Origin of the sequence: Haemophilus haemolyticus (assembly GCF_001008275.1) — a bacterium.
Classification (GTDB): domain Bacteria; phylum Pseudomonadota; class Gammaproteobacteria; order Enterobacterales; family Pasteurellaceae; genus Haemophilus; species Haemophilus haemolyticus_P.
Genome location: NZ_LCTH01000029.1, coordinates 73,824 through 93,975, shown reverse-complemented (window position 1 = coordinate 93,975; position 20,152 = coordinate 73,824). Strand labels below are relative to the sequence as shown.

16 protein-coding genes are annotated in these 20,152 nt (G+C 39.1%); 7 read left to right on the top strand and 9 right to left on the bottom strand.

Translation table 11 applies throughout. The annotated features are described in order from the left end of the window. Nucleotides 1-75 precede the first annotated feature (75 nt). Nucleotides 76-882: a type I methionyl aminopeptidase gene (map, locus tag AAX15_RS04435; RefSeq protein ID WP_005632605.1), complete on the bottom strand. Its 807-nt coding sequence runs from the start codon at nucleotides 880-882 to the stop codon at nucleotides 76-78. A gap of 136 nt (nucleotides 883-1,018) precedes the next feature. On the opposite strand from map, the gene erpA reads away from it, so the two are divergent. From erpA to argG, 5 genes are all read left to right on the top strand, one after another. Next, the gene (erpA, locus tag AAX15_RS04430; RefSeq protein WP_005632606.1) at nucleotides 1,019-1,363 is read left to right on the top strand and encodes an iron-sulfur cluster insertion protein ErpA; all 345 of its coding nucleotides are present in this window, start codon (nucleotides 1,019-1,021) and stop codon (nucleotides 1,361-1,363) included. Between the two features lies 1 nt (nucleotide 1,364). Beyond that, a complete protein-coding gene (locus tag AAX15_RS04425) occupies nucleotides 1,365-1,718 on the top strand; it encodes a YacL family protein (RefSeq protein ID WP_046939309.1) in 354 nt (117 codons plus the stop codon). A 6-nt stretch (nucleotides 1,719-1,724) separates the two neighbouring features. Beyond that, the gene (gene mrcB / locus AAX15_RS04420; protein ID WP_046939308.1) at nucleotides 1,725-4,082 is read left to right on the top strand and encodes a penicillin-binding protein 1B; all 2,358 of its coding nucleotides are present in this window, start codon (nucleotides 1,725-1,727) and stop codon (nucleotides 4,080-4,082) included. Nucleotides 4,083-4,250: 168 nt separating this feature from the next. Continuing rightward, nucleotides 4,251-5,123, top strand: coding sequence for a phosphoribosylaminoimidazolesuccinocarboxamide synthase (locus AAX15_RS04415; protein ID WP_046939307.1), 873 nt, complete (start codon nucleotides 4,251-4,253; stop codon nucleotides 5,121-5,123). 176 nt (nucleotides 5,124-5,299) lie between these two features. Next, nucleotides 5,300-6,634 (top strand): argininosuccinate synthase, encoded by a 1,335-nt coding sequence (gene argG / locus AAX15_RS04410; protein ID WP_046939306.1) that lies wholly within the window; start codon nucleotides 5,300-5,302, stop codon nucleotides 6,632-6,634. A gap of 97 nt (nucleotides 6,635-6,731) precedes the next feature. Here the strand turns inward: argG and metX are convergent, their stop codons facing one another. After that, the gene (metX, locus tag AAX15_RS04405; RefSeq protein WP_046939305.1) at nucleotides 6,732-7,808 is read right to left on the bottom strand and encodes a homoserine O-acetyltransferase MetX; all 1,077 of its coding nucleotides are present in this window, start codon (nucleotides 7,806-7,808) and stop codon (nucleotides 6,732-6,734) included. Between the two features lie 157 nt (nucleotides 7,809-7,965). Between metX and AAX15_RS04400 the strand changes: the two genes are divergently transcribed. After that, complete coding sequence (locus AAX15_RS04400) at nucleotides 7,966-8,652, top strand: SanA/YdcF family protein (protein ID WP_046939304.1); 687 nt, start codon at nucleotides 7,966-7,968, stop codon at nucleotides 8,650-8,652. A gap of 3 nt (nucleotides 8,653-8,655) precedes the next feature. Here AAX15_RS04400 and folC read toward each other — a convergent pair whose 3' ends face one another. Beyond that, nucleotides 8,656-9,960 (bottom strand): bifunctional tetrahydrofolate synthase/dihydrofolate synthase, encoded by a 1,305-nt coding sequence (folC, locus tag AAX15_RS04395; protein WP_046939303.1) that lies wholly within the window; start codon nucleotides 9,958-9,960, stop codon nucleotides 8,656-8,658. Nucleotide 9,961: 1 nt separating this feature from the next. After that, nucleotides 9,962-10,852 (bottom strand): acetyl-CoA carboxylase, carboxyltransferase subunit beta, encoded by an 891-nt coding sequence (accD, locus tag AAX15_RS04390; RefSeq protein ID WP_046939302.1) that lies wholly within the window; start codon nucleotides 10,850-10,852, stop codon nucleotides 9,962-9,964. A 202-nt stretch (nucleotides 10,853-11,054) separates the two neighbouring features. Here accD and AAX15_RS04385 point away from each other — a divergent pair, with 202 nt between their 5' ends. After that, a complete protein-coding gene (locus AAX15_RS04385) occupies nucleotides 11,055-12,446 on the top strand; it encodes a DegQ family serine endoprotease (RefSeq protein WP_046939301.1) in 1,392 nt (463 codons plus the stop codon). A 52-nt stretch (nucleotides 12,447-12,498) separates the two neighbouring features. Here AAX15_RS04385 and mfd read toward each other — a convergent pair whose 3' ends face one another. From mfd to ettA, 5 genes are all read right to left on the bottom strand, one after another. Next, nucleotides 12,499-15,939: a transcription-repair coupling factor gene (gene mfd, locus AAX15_RS04380; RefSeq protein WP_046939326.1), complete on the bottom strand. Its 3,441-nt coding sequence runs from the start codon at nucleotides 15,937-15,939 to the stop codon at nucleotides 12,499-12,501. 102 nt (nucleotides 15,940-16,041) lie between these two features. Next, nucleotides 16,042-16,215 carry a DUF5363 domain-containing protein gene (locus tag AAX15_RS09530; RefSeq protein WP_196296041.1) on the bottom strand — a complete coding sequence of 58 codons (174 nt, stop codon included), beginning with the start codon at nucleotides 16,213-16,215 and terminating at the stop codon, nucleotides 16,042-16,044. Then, on the bottom strand, nucleotides 16,212-18,056 hold the full coding sequence (locus AAX15_RS04375) for a tRNA(Met) cytidine acetyltransferase TmcA (RefSeq protein ID WP_046939300.1): 1,845 nt from the start codon (nucleotides 18,054-18,056) through the stop codon (nucleotides 16,212-16,214). Before AAX15_RS04375 ends, AAX15_RS09530 begins: the two co-directional genes overlap by 4 nt. Nucleotides 18,057-18,060: 4 nt before the next feature. Continuing rightward, nucleotides 18,061-18,402 carry a SirB2 family protein gene (locus tag AAX15_RS04370; protein WP_046939299.1) on the bottom strand — a complete coding sequence of 114 codons (342 nt, stop codon included), beginning with the start codon at nucleotides 18,400-18,402 and terminating at the stop codon, nucleotides 18,061-18,063. 61 nt (nucleotides 18,403-18,463) lie between these two features. Continuing rightward, the gene (ettA, locus tag AAX15_RS04365) at nucleotides 18,464-20,134 is read right to left on the bottom strand and encodes an energy-dependent translational throttle protein EttA (RefSeq protein ID WP_046939298.1); all 1,671 of its coding nucleotides are present in this window, start codon (nucleotides 20,132-20,134) and stop codon (nucleotides 18,464-18,466) included. Nucleotides 20,135-20,152: the final 18 nt, after the last annotated feature.

Genomic DNA, 20,152 nt, shown 5'->3' with positions numbered 1-20,152 from the left:
AATCAAAGTTGCTTTATTATAAAGAAAAACAAAAAGGGCGTATATCTACGCCCTTATCTTATAATTTTATGTCAATTACACATTCACCATAATCCGCGAAATTCGACCTTCTGCAATTTCTTCATCACGAATAGTCATTACTTCACAACCAGTTTCTGTGACAACAAGTTGATGTTCATATTGTGCTGAATGGCTACGATCTTTGGTTTTTACTGTCCAACCATCACCCATAACACGCACTTCTTTTTTTCCCGCATTAATCATTGGCTCAATCGTAAACACCATGCCTGGTTTTAAAATTACACCGCCATCATCTGCGTAATAATGCAACACTTGAGGTTCGCAGTGAAATTCTGTACCAACACCATGTCCGCAATATTCACGCACAACACTGAAAGTTTGACTTTCAGTATATTTTTGCACGGCTTTACCTACTTCATTTAAACGAATACCTGGTTTTACTGTGCGCAATCCCACATATAGGGCTTCTTGTGCCGCTTCCACTAATTTTTTACTACGAATATTCGTTTCTCCGCCCACGATATACATTTTTGAGTTATCACCAAAATAACCGTCTTTAATCACCGTGACATCAATATTCACAATATCGCCATTTTTTAGCACTTTATCGTCACTTGGAATACCGTGACAGACAACTTCGTTAATGGAAATACAGGTAGCCTTTGGGAAACCATGATAATTCAAACACGCTGGGATAACCTTTTGTTCATTCACCATATATTCATGGCAAATGCGATCAAGCTCGCCTGTGGTTACTCCTGCTTTTACGTAAGGTTCAATCATCACCAGTACATCCGAAGCCAATTTGCAGGCCTCACGTAGTTTTACAATTTCTTTTTCTGTTCTAATTGGAATAGCCATTTTATTTCACCTTTTTTGAAAAAAATTTTGTCAGATTATAGCACGATTTCTAGGAAAAAACTGGATTACACTTGAATGGAGTAAATGGTTATTAGATAATAACGGAATTCAAATTTTCGGGAAGCGGGAAATAATTATGACAGATAACATTGCAGTACCATTGACATTTACGGATGCAGCAGCGAATAAAGTAAAAAGTTTAATCAGCGAAGAAGAAAATACTAATTTGAAATTACGCGTGTATATCACGGGTGGTGGCTGTAGCGGTTTCCAATATGGTTTTACTTTTGATGAAAAAGTGAATGAAGGTGATTTAACGATTGAAAAATCTGGGGTTCAACTTGTGATTGACCCAATGAGTTTACAGTATTTAATCGGTGGTACCGTCGATTACACAGAAGGTTTAGAAGGTTCACGCTTTACTGTAAATAATCCAAATGCTACCAGCACTTGTGGCTGTGGTTCCTCCTTTAGTATCTAAGATGGATTTTCAATTTACACATTATCAAGGCAATGTATCCGTAAAATGTTCGATGGAACACATTGCTCTTGCTAACTGGTTCAATACAGAAGTGCGGTCAAATCCAAAGGCGATTTTGACCGCACTTTCTACTGCGCAATCACTCTCTGAAAATCAAGAAGAGATCTTAATCGGCGCTGAATATACTTTGTTTTTAGATGCTGATGAAGTAATGGTGCGAGCGAATAATCTCGCCATTGAAACAGATGAAATTTTGGAAGACGATTTTCATTATTATGATGAAGAAAGCGTTGCTTTTTGTGGCACGCAAGATTTTATCCATTTCCTCGAAGCTTATGTTGATTTTATCTCTTAACCGACTATGACCACCGAAAACGTTCAAAAAAGTCCCGAAGAAAAAACACCTAAAACACGCAGTTCTTTTAAAAGCTTTCTATTAAAAGTCGCGTTTACTGGTGCGGTATTAACCGTATTTTATGGCGGATATTTAGATTGGCAAATCCGTTCAAAAATGGACGGACAAATTTGGCGTTTGCCTGCTGAAGTGTATAGCCGTATTGAAAGTGTGAAAATTTCAGATAATCTCGCTTTCGATGAAATAATTCAAATTTTATTAGATAACGAATATCGCCAAACGACCATGGTAGCTGCACCAGGCGATTTCAAATTAGAAGATGATACCATTGTGGTTCTTCGCCGCGCTTTCCCTTTCCCTGATAAACCAGAACCACAACGAATTTTACGTTTACGTTTTGTCGATAACAAACTTAATCGAATTGAAGATCTCGTTGCCGTAAAAGCTATCGATGAGTTTCGCCTAGCACCAAAATTGATTGCGATGTTGGAATCTGATAATGAAGATCGCCTTGCAATTCCTTTACAAAATTACCCGCGCTTATTGATTGATGCCTTAATTTTAACGGAAGATCGCCGTTTTTATGATCATCATGGTATAAACCCAGTGGGGATTATACGAGCATTAATTACCAATATCCGTGCGGGGCAAACGGTACAAGGCGGTAGTACGCTCACTCAACAACTCGTGAAAAATTTATTTTTATCAAGCGAGCGTACGATTACCCGTAAAGCGAACGAAGCCTTGATGTCATTGGTGTTAGATTGGCGTTATGATAAAAATCGTATTCTCGAAACCTATCTCAATGAAATTTATCTCGGACAAAATGGCGATACACAAATTCACGGTTTTGAATTAGCTAGCCAATTCTATTTTGGTCGTTCGATTCGTGAAATTAGCTTAGATCAAATTGCACTTTTAGTTGGGATGGTCAAAGGTCCTTCACTTTATAATCCTTGGCGCAATCCTCAAAACGCCTTAGAACGTCGTAATGTTGTTTTAAAGCTCATGCTTGAACATAAAATGATCGGTGATGAACTTTACCAATTATTAAGCCAACGACCTTTAGGTGTTCAACAAAAAGGACAAATCTCCCGTAAATATCCGTCATTTATTCAAACTTTACAGGCAGATTTACGTCGTGAACTAGGCGAACATAAAATATCTAGCTTACTTGGCGCACGGATTTTCACCACAATGGATTTAAAACAACAAGCCCAAGCAGAAAATGCAGTGGTGAATACAGTTTCACAACTACAACTGAAAACTAAAAATCCATATTTAGAAAGTGCCATGATTGTTGCGGATTACCGCATGGGTGAAATTCGTGCGGTAGTGGGGGGGTTACAAACGCAATATGCGGGGTTTAATCGTGCATTAATGGCAAAACGTCAGATTGGTTCTTTAGTAAAACCTTCTATTTATTTGACCGCACTTTCGAATCCTGAACAGTTCCGTTTGAATACCCCAATTAATAACCAGCCAATTACGATTAATGTTAAAGGTAGCCCGCCGTGGCAGCCGCGCAACTATGATAAAAAATATAGCGGTTCAGTGATGTTAATGGATGCCTTAGCACGTTCTTTAAATATTCCGACTGTTAATATTGGGATGAAAGTCGGCTTGAGCAAAGTCATTGATACACAAAAAGCGATGGGATGGGATAATGTGGAAATTCCAAAAGTGCCTGCTATGTTGCTCGGGGCTTATACTATCTCACCTTATGATGTAACTAAACTTTATCAAACTATTGCGAATCAAGGTGGACGGATTGAACTCACAACCGTCGATACCATTGCGGATCGTCAAGGAAATATCATTTATCAACATGATAAAACCGCAAAGCAAGTGGTTCCACAAGAAGCCGCATTCCAAACGTTATTTGCGATGCAACAAACTGTTGAACGTGGTACAGCTCGTAGCTTACAAAATGATTACGCGGATTTACGTTTAGCCGGTAAAACAGGGACAACAAATGATGCGCGTGATACTTGGTTTGTGGGGATCGATGGAAAAAATATCAGCACAGTTTGGCTTGGTCGAGATGATAATGGCGAAACAAAACTTACTGGCGCATCAGGCGCATTACAGATTTATAAAGATTATTTAAGCCATACTTATATTGAGAAATTGAAGCTAAATAAACCTGCGAATATAAAATGGGTTGGTATTACCCAACATGGCAGCTGGGATTGTGACAGCAATCGAGTGATCCCAGTTTGGGTGAATAATGGGCAGAATTTCTGCGGAGGCACATCAACGACGTCTCCATCGCCAGCTACTCCACCAGCTGAAACCGAAATTGCTCCTCGACAAGAAAGCGTCTGGGATGTATTGGATAACCCAAATCCACCCGCACAATAATTAATCGCGGTATATTTCTAATAGTAAGCAAATATTTTGAAGCGAAAAAACTACACATCCCCTGAAATTTCAGGGGATTTTTTTATTTCTTTAAAAAAATAGCAAACGTTTGCTTTAAAAGTGCGGTACAATACGCGCCAGTTTTTACTTTCATACAGGTGCAAAACGATGACACAACAACTCCCCACTCTAAGTCTAAAAAAAATCTATTCAGGTAAAGTACGCGATCTCTATGAAATCGATGATAAACGTATGCTAATGGTTGCTTCTGACCGCTTATCTGCGTTTGATGTTATTTTAGATGATCCCATTCCACGAAAAGGCAAAATCCTGACTCAAATTTCCAATTTTTGGTTTAACAAACTTGCTCACATTATGCCGAATCATTTCACTGGTGAGAGTGTTTATGATGTGTTGCCAAAAGAAGAAGCCGATTTAATCAAAGATCGCGCTGTAGTGTGTAAACGTTTGAATCCCATTAAAATTGAATCTATCGTACGTGGCTATTTAACTGGCAGTGGTTTAAAAGATTACAAACAAACTGGAACCATCTGCGGATTAAAATTACCTGAAGGCTTAGTTGAAGCCAGTAAATTACCAGAACCTATTTTCACCCCATCAAGTAAAGAAGCCGTTGGCAATCATGATATAAATATCAGCTATGCAGAATGTGAAAAACTCATCGGAGCTGATTTAGCCGCACAAGTAAAAGAAAAAGCGATCACACTTTATACTGCTGCTGCAGAATATGCACTGACTAAAGGCATTATTATTTGCGACACAAAATTTGAATTTGGTTTAGATGAAAATGGCACGCTCACCTTAATGGATGAGGTATTAACACCAGACTCTAGTCGTTTTTGGTCTATCGATACTTATCAAGAAGGGATTAATCCTCCATCATTCGATAAACAATTTGTACGCGATTGGTTAGAAAATAGCGGGTGGAATAAACAAGCGCCAGCACCGAAAGTGCCAGAAAATATTATTCAGAAAACAGTTGATAAATATCAGGAAGCGCTGGATTTATTAACAAAATAGAGATCAAAATCCCTGCTATTTATAGCAGGGATTTTTATGCATGATGACAACTAAAGATTTTCAGCCTTAATACATAAAAGGCTAGACAAACATAAAAAGTGCGGTTATATTTAAGTGACTTTTTATTCAAATAAAATGATTAATTATTCAATCTAAATTATAAACAAGGAAAAGATATGTCAAATACAATTCTACAACATTTACCTGAAGGGCAAAAAGTCGGTATCGCGTTCTCTGGCGGCTTAGACACCAGCGCAGCATTACTTTGGATGCGTCAAAAAGGTGCAGTACCTTATGCATACACCGCCAATTTAGGTCAACCTGATGAAGATGATTACAGCGCAATCCCTAAAAAAGCGATGGCATATGGTGCAGAAAATGCTCGCTTAATTGATTGTCGTGCTCAGCTTGCTCATGAAGGCATTGCGGCAATTCAATGCGGTGCATTCCATATTTCTACAGGCGGAATTCCTTACTTTAATACGACTCCACTTGGTCGAGCCGTAACTGGCACAATGCTTGTTGCAGCAATGAAAGAAGACGATGTAAATATTTGGGGGGATGGCTCTACATTCAAAGGGAATGACATCGAACGTTTCTATCGTTATGGTTTATTAACAAACCCGAATTTAAAAATCTATAAACCTTGGTTAGATGCGCAATTTATTGAAGAACTTGGTGGCCGCTTTGAAATGTCTCAATTTCTTATCGAACATGGTTTTGACTATAAAATGTCCGTTGAAAAAGCCTACTCGACCGATTCCAATATGCTGGGTGCAACCCATGAAGCAAAAGACTTGGAGCAATTAAGCACTGGCATGAAAATTGTTAAACCAATTATGGGTGTCGCATTTTGGGATGATAAGGTAGAAATTAAACCAGAAACAGTAACCATCACTTTTGAAGAAGGCGTCCCTGTCGCATTAAATGGTAAACGTTTTGATAATGCAGTTGATATTATTCTAGAAGCCAATCGTATCGGTGGACGTCATGGCTTAGGGATGTCTGACCAAATCGAAAACCGTATAATTGAAGCCAAATCTCGTGGTATTTATGAAGCACCGGGGATGGCATTATTGCATATCGCTTACGAACGTTTAGTAACCGGTATTCACAATGAAGATACCATCGAACAATATCGTATTAATGGCATCCGTTTAGGCCGTTTGTTATACCAAGGCCGTTGGTTTGATCCACAAGCATTAATGCTGCGTGAAACAGCACAACGTTGGGTGGCAAAAGCAATTACAGGTACAGTAACACTTGAACTTCGTCGTGGTAACGACTTCACTATCTTAAATACCGAATCACCTAACTTAACCTACGAAGCAGAGCGTTTAAGTATGGAAAAAGTGGAAGATGCACCATTTGATCCAATTGATCGTATCGGTCAATTAACAATGCGCAATTTAGATGTATCTGATACCCGAGGTAAACTTGGCATCTATGCACAAACAGGTTTATTAAGCGCAATTAAAGATTCAGTATTGCCACAATTAGGCAATAAATAAGATAAAAGAGCGGTGAAAACTGATCTGCACCCTAAAAGTTGGACTAAACAAACCAACAATTAAAGTTAAGATCAAATTTCACCGCACTTTTTTATATCTAATTACCCGCCAAACCATCTATAATTCGTTTTTCAAACTGATCATAATCCACTAAAAACGCATCGTGTCCGTAATCAGATGGGAATTCGTAAAAATGTAGATCGACTCCACTTTGTTCTAAAAGCTGTTTACTTTTATAAAGATCCACTGGTTTAAAAAGCTGGTCCGTTGTCACAGAAACCAATGTATAGCGCGCTTTAATTCGTGATAATGCCTCTTTGACATTTTCATACCCTATGCTTGGGTCATACATATCCAACGCACGTAACAAATGCAAATAACTATTGGCATCAAAACGTTCTAAAAATTTTTTTCCTTGGTAAGAAAGGTAGGATTCAACTTGAAAGTAGTCTCCCCAAAAGCTGCCATCTGATTTTGTAGCCCGTCCAAAAGCTTTTGCAAGCTGTAAATCAGTACGGTAAGTCAACATACCTAGCATACGCGCAATAGACAACCCTTGATCCGGCGGTGTACCATCATAGTAATCTCCACCATTAAAATTAGGGTCATTAATTACCGCTTGACGCATAACATGATTAAAACCTATGGCTTCAGCACTAAAATAAATGGATGAGCAAAGATTCACGATATTATCCATAAAATCAGGATAATCAATCGCCCATTGATTCGCTTGCATGCCACCAAAAGATCCACCAATAATAGCTTTTAAATGGCTAACGCCAAGATGATCAAGCAAGGCTTTTTGTACTTTGACAATATCTTGTACAACGATATTAGGAAATTGGCTACCATAAGGTTTACCCGTTTGCGGATTAATTGATGAAGGCCCAGTTGTTCCCTTGCAACCACCTAATACATTCGAGCTAATAAAAAAATAACGATCGGTATTCAATGCTAAACCTGCGCCCATAAAATTCTGCCACCAGCCATCGCGACCATCATCGAAATAAGGCTCGGCATCGCCAGTCAATGCATGGCAAATTAATACCGCATTATTTTTTTCGGCATTGAGCGTACCATAAGTTTGATACGCGACATTGATATGGGAAAGCTTGCCACCAAGCGTCATGGTTAAAGGCTGTGTGTCAAAAAGCACTACATTTTGCACAGACATTGGAAACCTATTGTAATAATGAGAAGGGCACTTAAACTATCAGTAAGTCGATTAGGTTGTCAAGAAATTTTAGCCGTCTAAACGGCTAAATTATCACACATCAATGCAATTCATAAAATCCATCAAATTCTCCTTGAAGTGCGCGGAATTTTTCATTATGTTTACAGGCATGATAATAAAAAAATTACCATCAAAATTAACCGCACTTTTTCGTATATCGCTCTATACAATCTTTGCACTGATTATGCTTTGCTTGCTTGTCGATAAAGGCGTAAGTTTTTATGTGCGCGATAAGGTATTCACGAATATTGATGAACTCCCCCCTCGTGCATATGCTCTCGTGCTGGGCACATCGAAATATATTATTGGTGGGAAACCTAATGCTTATTACGAGTATCGTTTAGCTGCTGCAAAAGAGTTGATCGATCATCAAAAAGTCAATTACCTTTTATTAAGTGGCGATAATCGCACTGTCCAATATAACGAACCAAGAGCAATGTTTCGTGATTTACAAAAAATGGGCGTATCTGAAGCCTCTATGTTCCGTGATTTTGCTGGTTTCCGTACGCTAGATTCCGTTATCCGCGCAGATAAAATTTTCCAAGTACAAACATTTACGATTGTCAGCCAAAAATTTCATTGCGAACGCGCACTTTTAATTGCCAAAGCACATGGTATTGATGCAATTTGTTTTGTAGCAAAACAACCTGAATTACATCTATCTACTCGAATAAGAGAAGTTTTTGCGCGTATAAAAGCGGTTTTCGATTTGATATTAGGTGTTGAGCCTTATTTCTTGGGAGAGCCAGAACCTTTGCCCTCCCCGATAAATAAGATCAATTGATATTTACTCTACAACCGACCAAAATTCGGCTACAGTGTGGAAAGATCCAAAGACTAAAACAACATCATTTCTTACCGTACTTTTGAGTGCTGTACGCACACCATCCATGACAGAATTATCTGATGTAGCTTGAACGTGTGGGAAATGACTTTTCAATTTTTCTGCTAATTCATCGCCTGACTGCCCGCGATAACCACCTAAGGTTACGCAATGCCATTCATCAATAATAGGCGTTAAATGCGCAAATACCCCATTTGCATCTTTATCTTTGAGCATCCCACATACGGCAATCATTTTGCCCTCTATGTTACGTTTAAGTGCGGTCAATTTTTCAGATAAATATTTTGCAGCATGAGGATTATGCCCCACATCAACAATGATTGTTGGCAAGGTTTCAACTGGTACGCCAAGATAATCCGCTAATTTTTCACGTCGTTCTGCTTTTATTGCTTGAAAACGACCAACCAACTCCACCTCTTGCAAAGATTTTCGCAAAGTCTGTTCTGAAATATCAAAAGGTAAACATTGAACGGCTGCAAGAGCTGTTGCCGCATTCGCCAATGGAATCTGACAAAACGGCAAATTTTCTAACCGCACTTTTTTATTTTGCCATTGCCAATTTTCAGTATTTTGCTCAAATAACCAATCCACATCGCGTCGAGAAACTTGGCAATGTAATTTTTCAGCCTGATCTAACATTGTTTGTGGCACATTAGGTTCGCCAATCACGACAGGGCAATTTTCACGGAAAATGCCTGCTTTTTCAAAAGCAATGGCTTCTCTGGTATCCCCAAGGAAATCGGTATGATCAATATCGATGCTAGTAATCACTGCAAGATGGCTATCCACAATATTGGTCGCATCTAAACGGCCACCCAACCCCACTTCTAAAATCACCACATCTAATTTCGCTTGCTTAAATAAATGCAATGCAGAAAGAGTGCTAAATTCAAAATAAGTCAACGATTCTGTTTTGTTTTCATCAATAAAAGCAAAAGAGGCGGTATGTGCTTCATCGGGTAAATCTTGATTTTGAATGCGTACTCGCTCGTTATAACGTAGTAAATGAGGCGAAGAATACACGCCCACACGTAATCCGTGATTAAGCAGAATCGTTTCTAACAAGCGACAAGTCGTGCCTTTACCATTCGTCCCCCCCACTGTTATCACATAAGGGGCAGGATGAAGTAAATTCAATTTTTCTGCCACGGATTTAATACGATCTAAACCAAGATCAATGGGTTTAAAATGACTTTTTTCTAAATAAGAAAGCCACTCAGCGAGTGGCGAAGTGGCTTTAAGTTGCATATTATTCATCTTCTGAAATGAGTTCAGGTTCTACAAAAGGAGAAGGTTGATTCGTTAATTTACTCAGTACACTTGCCAAAGTTTTACGCATTTCTGAACGTTTCACGATCATATCAATTGCCCCTTTCTCAAGTAAAAACTCACTACGTTGGAAACCTTCTGGAAGTTTTTCACGTACGGTTTGTTCAATAACGCGCGGCCCCGCAAACCCAATTAAAGCTTTTGGCTCGGCAATATTTAAATCACCTAACATCGCAAAACTTGCTGATACGCCGCCTAAAGTTGGATCTGTTAATACCGAAATAAACGGCACACCTTTTTCGCGCATTTGGGCAAGCACAGCACTGGTTTTTGCCATTTGCATTAAAGAGAATAATGCTTCTTGCATACGTGCACCACCACTTGCAGAAAAACATACAAACGGACAATTCATTTCCATTGCCTTTTCCGCCGCTTTAACAAACTTTGCACCCACTACAGACCCCATTGAACCGCCCATAAAAGCAAAGTTCGATGCAGCCACAACAATTGGCATATTATAAAGCGTACCAGTCATGGTAATTAACGCATCTTTTTCACCAGTCTCTTTTTGCGCCGCACTGATACGATCTTTATATTTCTTTAAATCTTTAAATTTTAAAATATCTTTTGGTTCTAAATCTGCCGCAATTTCTTGGCTTGAACCTTCGTCCAATAATTTTAATAAACGCTCACGTGCGTCAATACGCATATGATGACCGCATTTAGGGCAAACATAAAGATTGCGTTTAAGCTCTTCACTATAAAGTACTTGTTCACAAGAAGTACATTTTGTCCACACGCCTTCCGGCACATTTGCTTTTCGAGTAGAAGAAGACGGACCTTTACTAAAAATTCGGTTAATCCAGCTCATTTTTCGACCTTTTTATTGACTAGAAAATTCTGCGTATTAGACCATAAATTTGCAGAATTTGCTACTTGTAAGGCGTTTTTGTACTGCTCCGATTTCCTTTAGGGACTTTCAATAAATATTAGAAATAAATCCATGATTGAACATTTTTTTTATTTCTTTGTCTCATAGAGCACGTTATCTGAAATCTATTTTGGAGTATTTTATGAAAAAAACACGTTTTGTATTAAGCAGTATTGCACTCGGATTAAGTATCTTGAGTACACCATTTGTGGCTCAAGCTGATTTACCAAGTTTTATTTCAGAGCAAAATAGTTTGGCACCGATGTTAGAAAAAGTTCAACCTGCGGTGGTGACGCTTTCTGTTGAAGGAAAAGCAAAAGTTGATTCACGTTCTCCTTTTCAAGACGATATTCCTGAGGAATTTAAATTCTTCTTCGGTGATCGTTTTGCTGAACAATTTGGTGGACGCGGTGAATCAAAACGTAACTTCCGTGGTTTAGGTTCTGGCGTTATTATCAATGCGAGCAAAGGTTATGTTTTAACAAATAATCATGTTATTGACGGGGCTGATAAAATTACCGTGCAATTACAAGATGGGCGTGAATTTAAAGCTAAATTAGTGGGTAAAGATGAGCAATCAGATATTGCGTTAGTACAACTTGAAAAACCAAGTAATTTAACAGAAATCAAATTTGCTGATTCCGATAAATTACGCGTAGGCGATTTTACTGTTGCAATTGGTAATCCATTTGGTTTAGGTCAAACTGTGACATCAGGCATTGTTTCTGCATTAGGTCGCTCAACTGGCTCTGATAGCGGTGCTTATGAAAACTATATTCAAACCGATGCTGCAGTAAACCGCGGTAATTCTGGTGGTGCATTAGTCAACCTAAATGGGGAACTTATTGGCATCAACACCGCGATTATTTCGCCAAGCGGTGGTAATGCAGGAATTGCCTTTGCGATTCCAAGTAATCAAGCAAATAATTTAGTGCAACAAATTTTAGAATTTGGTGAAGTACGCAGAGGGTTGCTTGGTATTAAAGGTGGCGAACTCAATGCTGATTTAGCCAAAGCCTTTAACGTGAGCGCACAACAAGGCGCATTTGTAAGTGAAGTATTGCCGAAATCAGCCGCTGAAAAAGCTGGCATTAAAGCAGGGGATATTATCACGGCGATGAACGGTCAAAAAATCTCAAGTTTCGCAGAAATGCGTGCAAAAATCGCCACCTCCGGTGCAGGAAAAGAGATTAGTTTAACTTACTTACGCGATGGCAAATCTCACGATGTTAAAGTGAAATTACAAGCGGATGATGGAAATCAGCTTTCCTCTAAAACGGAATTGCCTGCATTAGATGGCGCGACATTGAAAAACTATGATGCAAAAGGCATCAAAGGGATTGAAATCACCAAAGTTCAACCGAACTCGCTTGCTGCACAACGTGGTTTAAAAGCTGGCGATATTATTATTGGTATAAACCGTCAACTGGTTGAAAACACGGCTGAATTAAGTAAAGCACTTGATGATGAACCATCGGCTGTAGCCTTAAATATTTTACGTGGAGACAACAATTTTTACTTATTAGTACAATAATTCTTCCACCTAATATATAAAAAAGTCCGATCATGATGATCGGACTTCTTTTTTATGAAGCAATTGCTTTCAACAAATCTACCACAAATTCTAACCGCACTTTGTTATCTGATAGGTCTTTCATAAACTTAAATTTCAATGGGCCATCAAAGCGATACACAATAGGTTCTTTTTGAATTAATTGAATAAATTTATCCGGATTCACTTGTGCTTTTGGTGAAAACTCAATAAAACCACCTTGCGTTCCTGCATCAATTCGCACAACTTTCAACGGCTCAACCAACAAACGCAATTCTGCAATTTGCAGTAGATTTTTTGTCGCATCAGGCAATAATCCGAACCGATCTATTAACTCAACTTTTAACTCGTCTAACTCGGATTTACTCTCTGCTGCGGCAATACGTTTATAAAAGGATAAACGCATATTCACATCACCTAAATAATCATCTGGCAATAAAGCGGGTACGCGCAATTCAATATCCGCTTGTTGTTGCGTCAATTCTTCTAATGATGGTTCTCGCCCTTCTTTTAACGCTTTAACCGCCGCATCCAATAATTCCATATAAAGCGAAAAACCGATGCTTTCAATTTGTCCGCTTTGTTCGTTTCCGAGTAATTCGCCAGCGCCACGAATCTCTAAATCGTGAGTAGCTAAGATAAAACCAGCCCCAAGATTATCAAGATTTTCTAACGCATCTAGACGGCGTTCGGCATCTTTTGTCATCATTTTTGGCGGTGGCGTAAGCAAATAAGCATAAGCTTGATGATGTGAGCGTCCGACTCGTCCACGTAATTGATGCAACTGAGCCAAACCAAAATGATCCGCTCGTTCAATAATAATGGTATTTGCCGTTGGCACATCAATACCCGTTTCGATAATGGTTGAACAAACTAATACGTTATAACGCTGATGGTAAAAATCACTCATCACACGTTCTAACTCACGTTCTCTCATTTGTCCGTGCCCCACAATCACTCGAGCCTCAGGCACAAGTGCGGTCAGTTTTTCTGCTGTATTTTCAATACTTGCGACATCATTGTGAAGATAATAAACCTGCCCGCCACGTAAGATTTCACGCAAAATTGCTTCTCGTACAACAAGATCGTCATTCTGGCGAACGAAGGTTTTAATACTTAATCGGCGAGCAGGTGGCGTAGAAATAATGGAAAGATCACGAATACCATTCATCGCCATATTGAGCGTACGCGGAATTGGCGTTGCCGTTAGCGTAAGAATATCGATATTCGCACGGAGCTGTTTGATTTTCTCTTTTTGCCCCACACCAAAACGGTGCTCTTCATCAATAATCAACAAGCCAAGATCGCTAAATTTGACATCTGATTGAATTAATTTATGGGTACCAATCAGTATATCGACTTTCCCTTCTGCAAGATTTTCCAGTATTTGTTTTTGTTCTTTTGCGGTTTTAAAACGCGATAACACTTCTACGTTCACAGGCAAATTCGCAAAACGATCTTTAAAATTCTCATAATGCTGTTGGGCTAACAGTGTGGTTGGCACTAGCACTGCTACTTGCTTATGATTCATCACAGCCAAAAACGCAGCGCGCATGGCCACTTCAGTTTTACCAAAACCCACATCACCGCAAACAAGGCGATCCATTGCTTTTGGCTGACACATATCCGAAATTACCGCATTAATTGCCATTTCCTGATCGTAGGTTTCTTCAAAAGGAAAAGTTGCGGCAAATTGTTGAAATTCTTCACGATCATATTTAAAGGCAAAGCCTTTCTTCGCTTCACGTTGTGCGTAAACATCTAATAACTCTGCCGCCACATCACGAATTTTCTCCGCTGCTTTTTGGCGCGATTTCGCCCAAGCCTCGTTACCCAATTTATGTAATGGCGCACTTTCATCAGAACCACCAACATAACGGCTAATCAAATGTAATGAAGTCACTGGCACATAAAGTTTTGATTCATTTGCATAATTTAGTAGCAAATATTCTGCTTTAATGCCGCCTGTATCTAAAGTGACCAAACCGCCATAACGCCCCACACCGTGATCAAGATGCACAACTGGCTGCCCTATTTTCAGTTCGGCAAGATTGCGCACAAGCGTGTCAGGATTAATTGTTTTACGTTTATCTCTAGAACGTTGTTGAACGCGCTCACCAAGTAAATTAGCTTCGCCAATAATCGCAACAGGAAGCGATTGTTCAATAATAAAACCTTGTTCAAGAGAGCTGACTAACAAGCTAAATTTTTCATTTTCAGCCTGCTCTAATGATTGAATTTGTTTTGGCTTGAGTTTTAATGGTGAAAGCAAATCAAGCAACGTCTCTCGGCGACCTTCTGTCTCCACAGAAAACAGTACATTTCCTTTAAAATGCTCAATAAATTGACGTAATTGTCCCAATGGTTCTTTTTGCTGGGATTGAATGGTTACTTCTGGTAAAGCGGCAACAGGTAAATTTTTCTGACGTACCGATGACCGCACTTTTTCCGCTTTAAATGTAATACGTGGATAAGATTTCAATCGACGATTGACTTCATCAACATTAAGCCATAATTTTTCAGTCGGTAAAAGGGGACGCATTGGATCCACTTTACGTTGTTCATAACGCTGTTTTGCATCTTGATAAAAACGCTCGCCCTGTATTTGATTGTTTTCCATATCCACAAACAGCGTTTGTTCCGGCAAATAATCAAATAAAGTCGCCATTTCAGAAAAGAAAAGCGTCTGCCAATATTCAATGCCAGAAATCAAGGTACCTTTACTGATTTGCTGATAAATATGTTCGGGATCACGACGAATTTCACCAAAGGTTTCACGAAATTGCGCACGGAAAAATTCAATCCCTTTATCATCCGTTGGAAATTCATGAGCTGGCAAAAGATTAATTGAGTTAATTTCATCAAGAGTACGTTGCGTATCCACATCAAAAGTGCGAATGGAATCAATTTCATCATCAAAAAAATCGAGACGAAAAGGCACCGCACTTCCCATTGGGAAAAGATCCAACAAGGCTCCTCGAACAGCGTATTCACCATGTTCTAATACTTGCTCCACCGCACGATAGCCCGCAGCTTCTAATTGTAAGCGCATTTTATCAATGACCAAGCGATCGCCTTTTTTAATCAGAAGCACATTGTGTTGTAAATATTGTGGCGGGCAAAGGCGTTGCATTAATGTCGAAATCGGCAATAAGAAAATGCCTTTTTTCGCATTTTGTAAATGGAAAAGCGCACTTAAACGAGAAGAAATAATTTCTTGATGGGGAGAAAACGTATCATAAGGCAACGTTTCCCAATCAGGAAAAAGGCATACATTTTGGCTGCTTAATTCCGATAAAACACGTGATAAACGCACTGCACTTCGTGTATCTGGTGTCACCACTACGGTTAAATTTTGATTTTGCTCTGCAATTTCACTAATCGCCAGTGCATCTGCGCCGGGTAATACATTGCCTAAAATTTTGTGATCATTGGGTTGGGTAGGAATATCAGGTTCGAAAAAAGCCGTTTTCATAAATATAAATAATGCGCCAATCTTGTATAAAAATTGACGCATAGTGTACTGGAATTTGACTTATTTTTCAATAAATTCACTGTTTAAAAAAACAGTTAATGTTTATTTCTTTAAAGGAGATTCTTCTTTCTTCAAATTACCATTTTCATCTTCTGTTGCTGACATAGGCACGCAGCTACAATTCGGTTGATCTAAACCCCATTCTTTAATGAAGTTGTCATATTTTTCAAGTGTGCGTTTAAACCAGCCTTTTGGTTTTGCAGTTTGTTCTGTCATGAAGTTCCTCGCGCTAAATATTGTTTAATTTCTAAACGCAAACATTCTACGCCTTTTTTCTTGTTAATGGGAAGTTGTTTTTTTGTTAAATAAGCGGAAATTAATGGGAAATTTTCTTTGCCCGCTAATTTTAATAAACGCCTTATCGCAGGAAGGCTAGAAAATAAAGTGCGGTGAAAATTAGCGAAGTTTTTTAAGCTCACCCAATCGAACTCATCAAGCTGCAAATCAAGCTGATTTTGCTCCAAATTTATGGCGAACGGATGAAAAGATAAAGGGATATTACGCTGAAATTGTTTGTGCGCAGTATCAACTAAAGCCAAGCCTTCTTTGGAAAGACCTTTAAGGGCTATCGCTGAATAACAACCACTGCTCGCTTCTTGGTGTTCACCTAAATGCACCAAAACAAAACCGCATCTTTGCCAAAATTTTGCCAATTCGTCAGTGTAACCGAAACTCACTGAAAGAAAATCCACTTCTGAATTTTCCATAAATTTCATTAGATTTTGACCAATACCCTGTTTTTGCCAATTTGGCTGAACTGCGATACGAGAAATACGTAAAGATCGTAATTTACAGGCTTGAGATAAATTTTCATGGAAACATAATGCCTGTGGAACAAGATTCCCTTTCGGGCGGCGTTTGCCTTGTTGAATTTGAATAATCAACTCATCATCAGCCATATTTCCTTCTTCTAATGCCCAAATTGCACCGAGCAAATTCTGTTGATATTCGGCAAAATAAAAACGTTGATTTTCCCCATCCAGTAAACGACGAAGATCGAGTGGCGACGTTCGATAATGCGCCAATGTCATTAAGCCATAAAACTCTGCAATATGCTGTGTTTTTTGCACTTCTCGAATTTGATAAGGGAGATGGGGCTGAAAAGGAAATTGCTGAAAAGCATCTTCAGCATTTAGCAACAAAAGAGCATCAATAAAATCTTCTAACGGATCATTTTCTTGCCAACGTAGGGGCTGTTTAAGCTCAAAATACTGAAAAGTGCGGTGAATTTTTCGTTTAAATTTTAATTCAAAGCCACGTCCAGTTCCTTCGTAGCTATGAATTGTAGTACTGAAGACAATATGTTGAAAATATTGAGAATATTCTTGCAATAACGGCAATGGGATCATCGCGGCTTCATCTACGAGCAACCAAGCAGATTGACTAAATTCTGCTTCATTTTGTAACCTAGTAGTCAATTCATCGGGTGCGATAAATTCAATTCCTCCTTCTGAAAATTCAATAACCGAATACACCGCACTTTTATTCGGTGCGGTGAGATAAACTGGCGCCCGAATTTGATTAGCAAGCATCCCCAATAATGCGGATTTTCCTCTTCCTCGCTTGGCGGTTAGAAAATAAATATCCTGCTCGGCTTGTAAAATAGTCTCAATAATTTGTTGTTGCGCTAACGTGGCATTTTTGTGATGCTCGTTAGAATAAAAAATGGGAGGAAATTCAACCGCACTTTTCTCTCTTAAAATGGGGAAATGATAGCGTTCAATGCACTGTTTAAAATGATCAATAAAATTAGGCGTGGCAATTGCTGACTGGTTTCCATTCCAGCGTAAACTATCTTGCTCAGGCTGCTGAGATAAATTTTCCCAATCGGATAACACTAAACAAAGCATTCCGCCCATTTTCAGTGTTCCTGCTGCAATAGCTAGCGCTTCAAGATGAATGCCATTTCGTCCATCAAATAAAATATGTTCAAATTCTTGTCCGAGCAAATTCGTTGCTTTAGAGAAAGCAATGCCGCTTTCACCGATAATTAATACGTTATCAGGCACAAGCGGCAAAGTTTTACTGATTAAAATTTGAAGTTGGCGAGATGGCATCGTGTTATTTTAAATAGGCAATTAACATCGCACCAATAAAACTTACGCAAGCAAGCCAAAAGAAAATGCTTTTTGGTTGAGAAACTTTTTTACTGAAAAATTTCGCAGCAAACAGGATATACAAAATCAGTAATGCGAATTTAGCTACCAACCACCATTCAATATCAAAAACAAAGAGATATAAAATGACAACACCAGAAACAATCAGTAAGGTATCTGATAAGTGCGGTAAAATTTTTAATAATTTTATCGAACGCCAATTTTTGCCATTAAGCTGCATTGCACCACGAATTACTAACAGTGCCAAACTTAAAAAGGCGAAAAAAATATGTAAATAAACTAGCATAATCACTCCCAAAAAAGTAAGAAAAGTGCGGTTAACATCAACCGCACTTTCTCAATATAAATTACTTCGCAATACGTTTATATTTAATACGATGTGGCTGAGTTGCTGCATCGCCTAAGGTTTTCTTTTTCCACTCTTCGTAGTCTGAGAAGTTACCTTCATAGAACGTGACTTTACCTTCATCACCATAATCTAAAATATGTGTTGCGATACGGTCTAAGAACCAACGGTCGTGCGAAATAACCATTGCACAACCCGGGAATTCTAAAATCGCATTTTCTAATGCACGCAAGGTTTCCACGTCTAAGTCGTTGGTCGGTTCGTCCAATAACAACACGTTGCCACCGCGTTGTAAAAGTTTTGCTAAGTGTAAACGACCACGTTCACCGCCTGATAATTCGCCCACGCGTTTTTGTTGATCTACGCCTTTGAAGTTGAAACGGCCCACATACGCACGGCTTGGAATTTCAAAGTTACCAATGGTCAAAATATCTTGTCCATTAGACACTTCTTCCCACACGGTTTTCTTGTCATCCATTGAATCACGGAACTGATCTACCGAAGCAAGCACAACGGTTTCACCCATTGTCACAGAGCCTGAATCTGGTTGTTCTTGACCTGACAACATACGGAATAAGGTTGATTTACCCGCACCATTTGCCCCAATAATCCCAACGATTGCACCTTTTGGAATACTAAATGATAAATCATCAATCAAAGTGCGATCGCCATAAGATTTGGTTAAGTTTTGCACTTCAATCACTTTATCACCTAAGCGTGGACCAGGTGGAATAAAGAGTTCGTTAGTCTCGTTTCGTTTTTGATATTCGCCAGAGTTCAATTCATCAAAACGAGCCATACGTGCTTTGCTTTTCGCTTGACGGCCTTTTGGATTTTGACGCACCCATTCTAACTCTTTCGCAATGGATTTTTGACGAGCATTTTCAGCTGCTTGTTCTTGCTCTAAACGTTTCTCTTTTTGCTCTAACCAAGAAGAATAGTTGCCTTCCCAAGGAATACCCTCACCGCGGTCAAGCTCTAAGATCCAACCAGCTACGTTATCTAAGAAATAACGGTCGTGGGTAATTGCCACAACAGTGCCTTCATAATCATGTAAGAATCGCTCTAACCATGCCACCGATTCTGCATCCAAGTGGTTGGTTGGCTCGTCTAATAAGAGCATGTCTGGTTTTTCGAGCAATAAGCGGCAAAGTGCCACACGGCGACGCTCACCACCAGATAAATGTTCGATTTTGGCATCCCAATCAGGTAAACGTAATGCATCTGCCGCTCGCTCTAATTGGTTATCTAAATTATGCCCATCATGTGCTTGAATAATGGCTTCAAGATTGGCTTGTTCTGCTGCCAGTTTATCGAAATCCGCATCCGGATCCGCATAAAGTGCATAAACTTCATCTAAACGAGTAAGTGCATTTTTCACTTCAAAAACCGCTTCTTCCACTGCTTCACGCACTGTTTGTTGCGGTTCTAATTTTGGTTCTTGCGGAAGATAACCAATTTTAATTCCTGGCTGTGGACGAGCTTCCCCTTCAAATTCTTTATCTACGCCCGCCATGATGCGTAAAAGGGTTGATTTACCCGCACCATTTAAACCTAAAACCCCGATCTTAGCGCCAGGGAAAAAGCTTAAAGAAATATCTTTCAAAATATGACGCTTCGGTGGCACCACTTTACCGACACGATGCATCGTATATACAAATTGAGTTGACATATTTATCCTTTATCTAAT

What these genes read in the sequence shown, in the direction of transcription:
- map (WP_005632605.1), bottom strand. Translation starts at nt 882, where the DNA reads ATGGCTATTCCAATTAGAACAGAAAAAGAAATTGTAAAACTACGTGAG.
- erpA (WP_005632606.1), top strand. Translation starts at nt 1,019, where the DNA reads ATGACAGATAACATTGCAGTACCATTGACATTTACGGATGCAGCAGCG.
- AAX15_RS04425 (WP_046939309.1), top strand. Translation starts at nt 1,365, where the DNA reads ATGGATTTTCAATTTACACATTATCAAGGCAATGTATCCGTAAAATGT.
- mrcB (WP_046939308.1), top strand. Translation starts at nt 1,725, where the DNA reads ATGACCACCGAAAACGTTCAAAAAAGTCCCGAAGAAAAAACACCTAAA.
- AAX15_RS04415 (WP_046939307.1), top strand. Translation starts at nt 4,251, where the DNA reads ATGACACAACAACTCCCCACTCTAAGTCTAAAAAAAATCTATTCAGGT.
- argG (WP_046939306.1), top strand. Translation starts at nt 5,300, where the DNA reads ATGTCAAATACAATTCTACAACATTTACCTGAAGGGCAAAAAGTCGGT.
- metX (WP_046939305.1), bottom strand. Translation starts at nt 7,808, where the DNA reads ATGTCTGTGCAAAATGTAGTGCTTTTTGACACACAGCCTTTAACCATG.
- AAX15_RS04400 (WP_046939304.1), top strand. Translation starts at nt 7,966, where the DNA reads ATGTTTACAGGCATGATAATAAAAAAATTACCATCAAAATTAACCGCA.
- folC (WP_046939303.1), bottom strand. Translation starts at nt 9,960, where the DNA reads ATGCAACTTAAAGCCACTTCGCCACTCGCTGAGTGGCTTTCTTATTTA.
- accD (WP_046939302.1), bottom strand. Translation starts at nt 10,852, where the DNA reads ATGAGCTGGATTAACCGAATTTTTAGTAAAGGTCCGTCTTCTTCTACT.
- AAX15_RS04385 (WP_046939301.1), top strand. Translation starts at nt 11,055, where the DNA reads ATGAAAAAAACACGTTTTGTATTAAGCAGTATTGCACTCGGATTAAGT.
- mfd (WP_046939326.1), bottom strand. Translation starts at nt 15,939, where the DNA reads ATGAAAACGGCTTTTTTCGAACCTGATATTCCTACCCAACCCAATGAT.
- AAX15_RS09530 (WP_196296041.1), bottom strand. Translation starts at nt 16,215, where the DNA reads ATGACAGAACAAACTGCAAAACCAAAAGGCTGGTTTAAACGCACACTT.
- AAX15_RS04375 (WP_046939300.1), bottom strand. Translation starts at nt 18,056, where the DNA reads ATGCCATCTCGCCAACTTCAAATTTTAATCAGTAAAACTTTGCCGCTT.
- AAX15_RS04370 (WP_046939299.1), bottom strand. Translation starts at nt 18,402, where the DNA reads ATGCTAGTTTATTTACATATTTTTTTCGCCTTTTTAAGTTTGGCACTG.
- ettA (WP_046939298.1), bottom strand. Translation starts at nt 20,134, where the DNA reads ATGTCAACTCAATTTGTATATACGATGCATCGTGTCGGTAAAGTGGTG.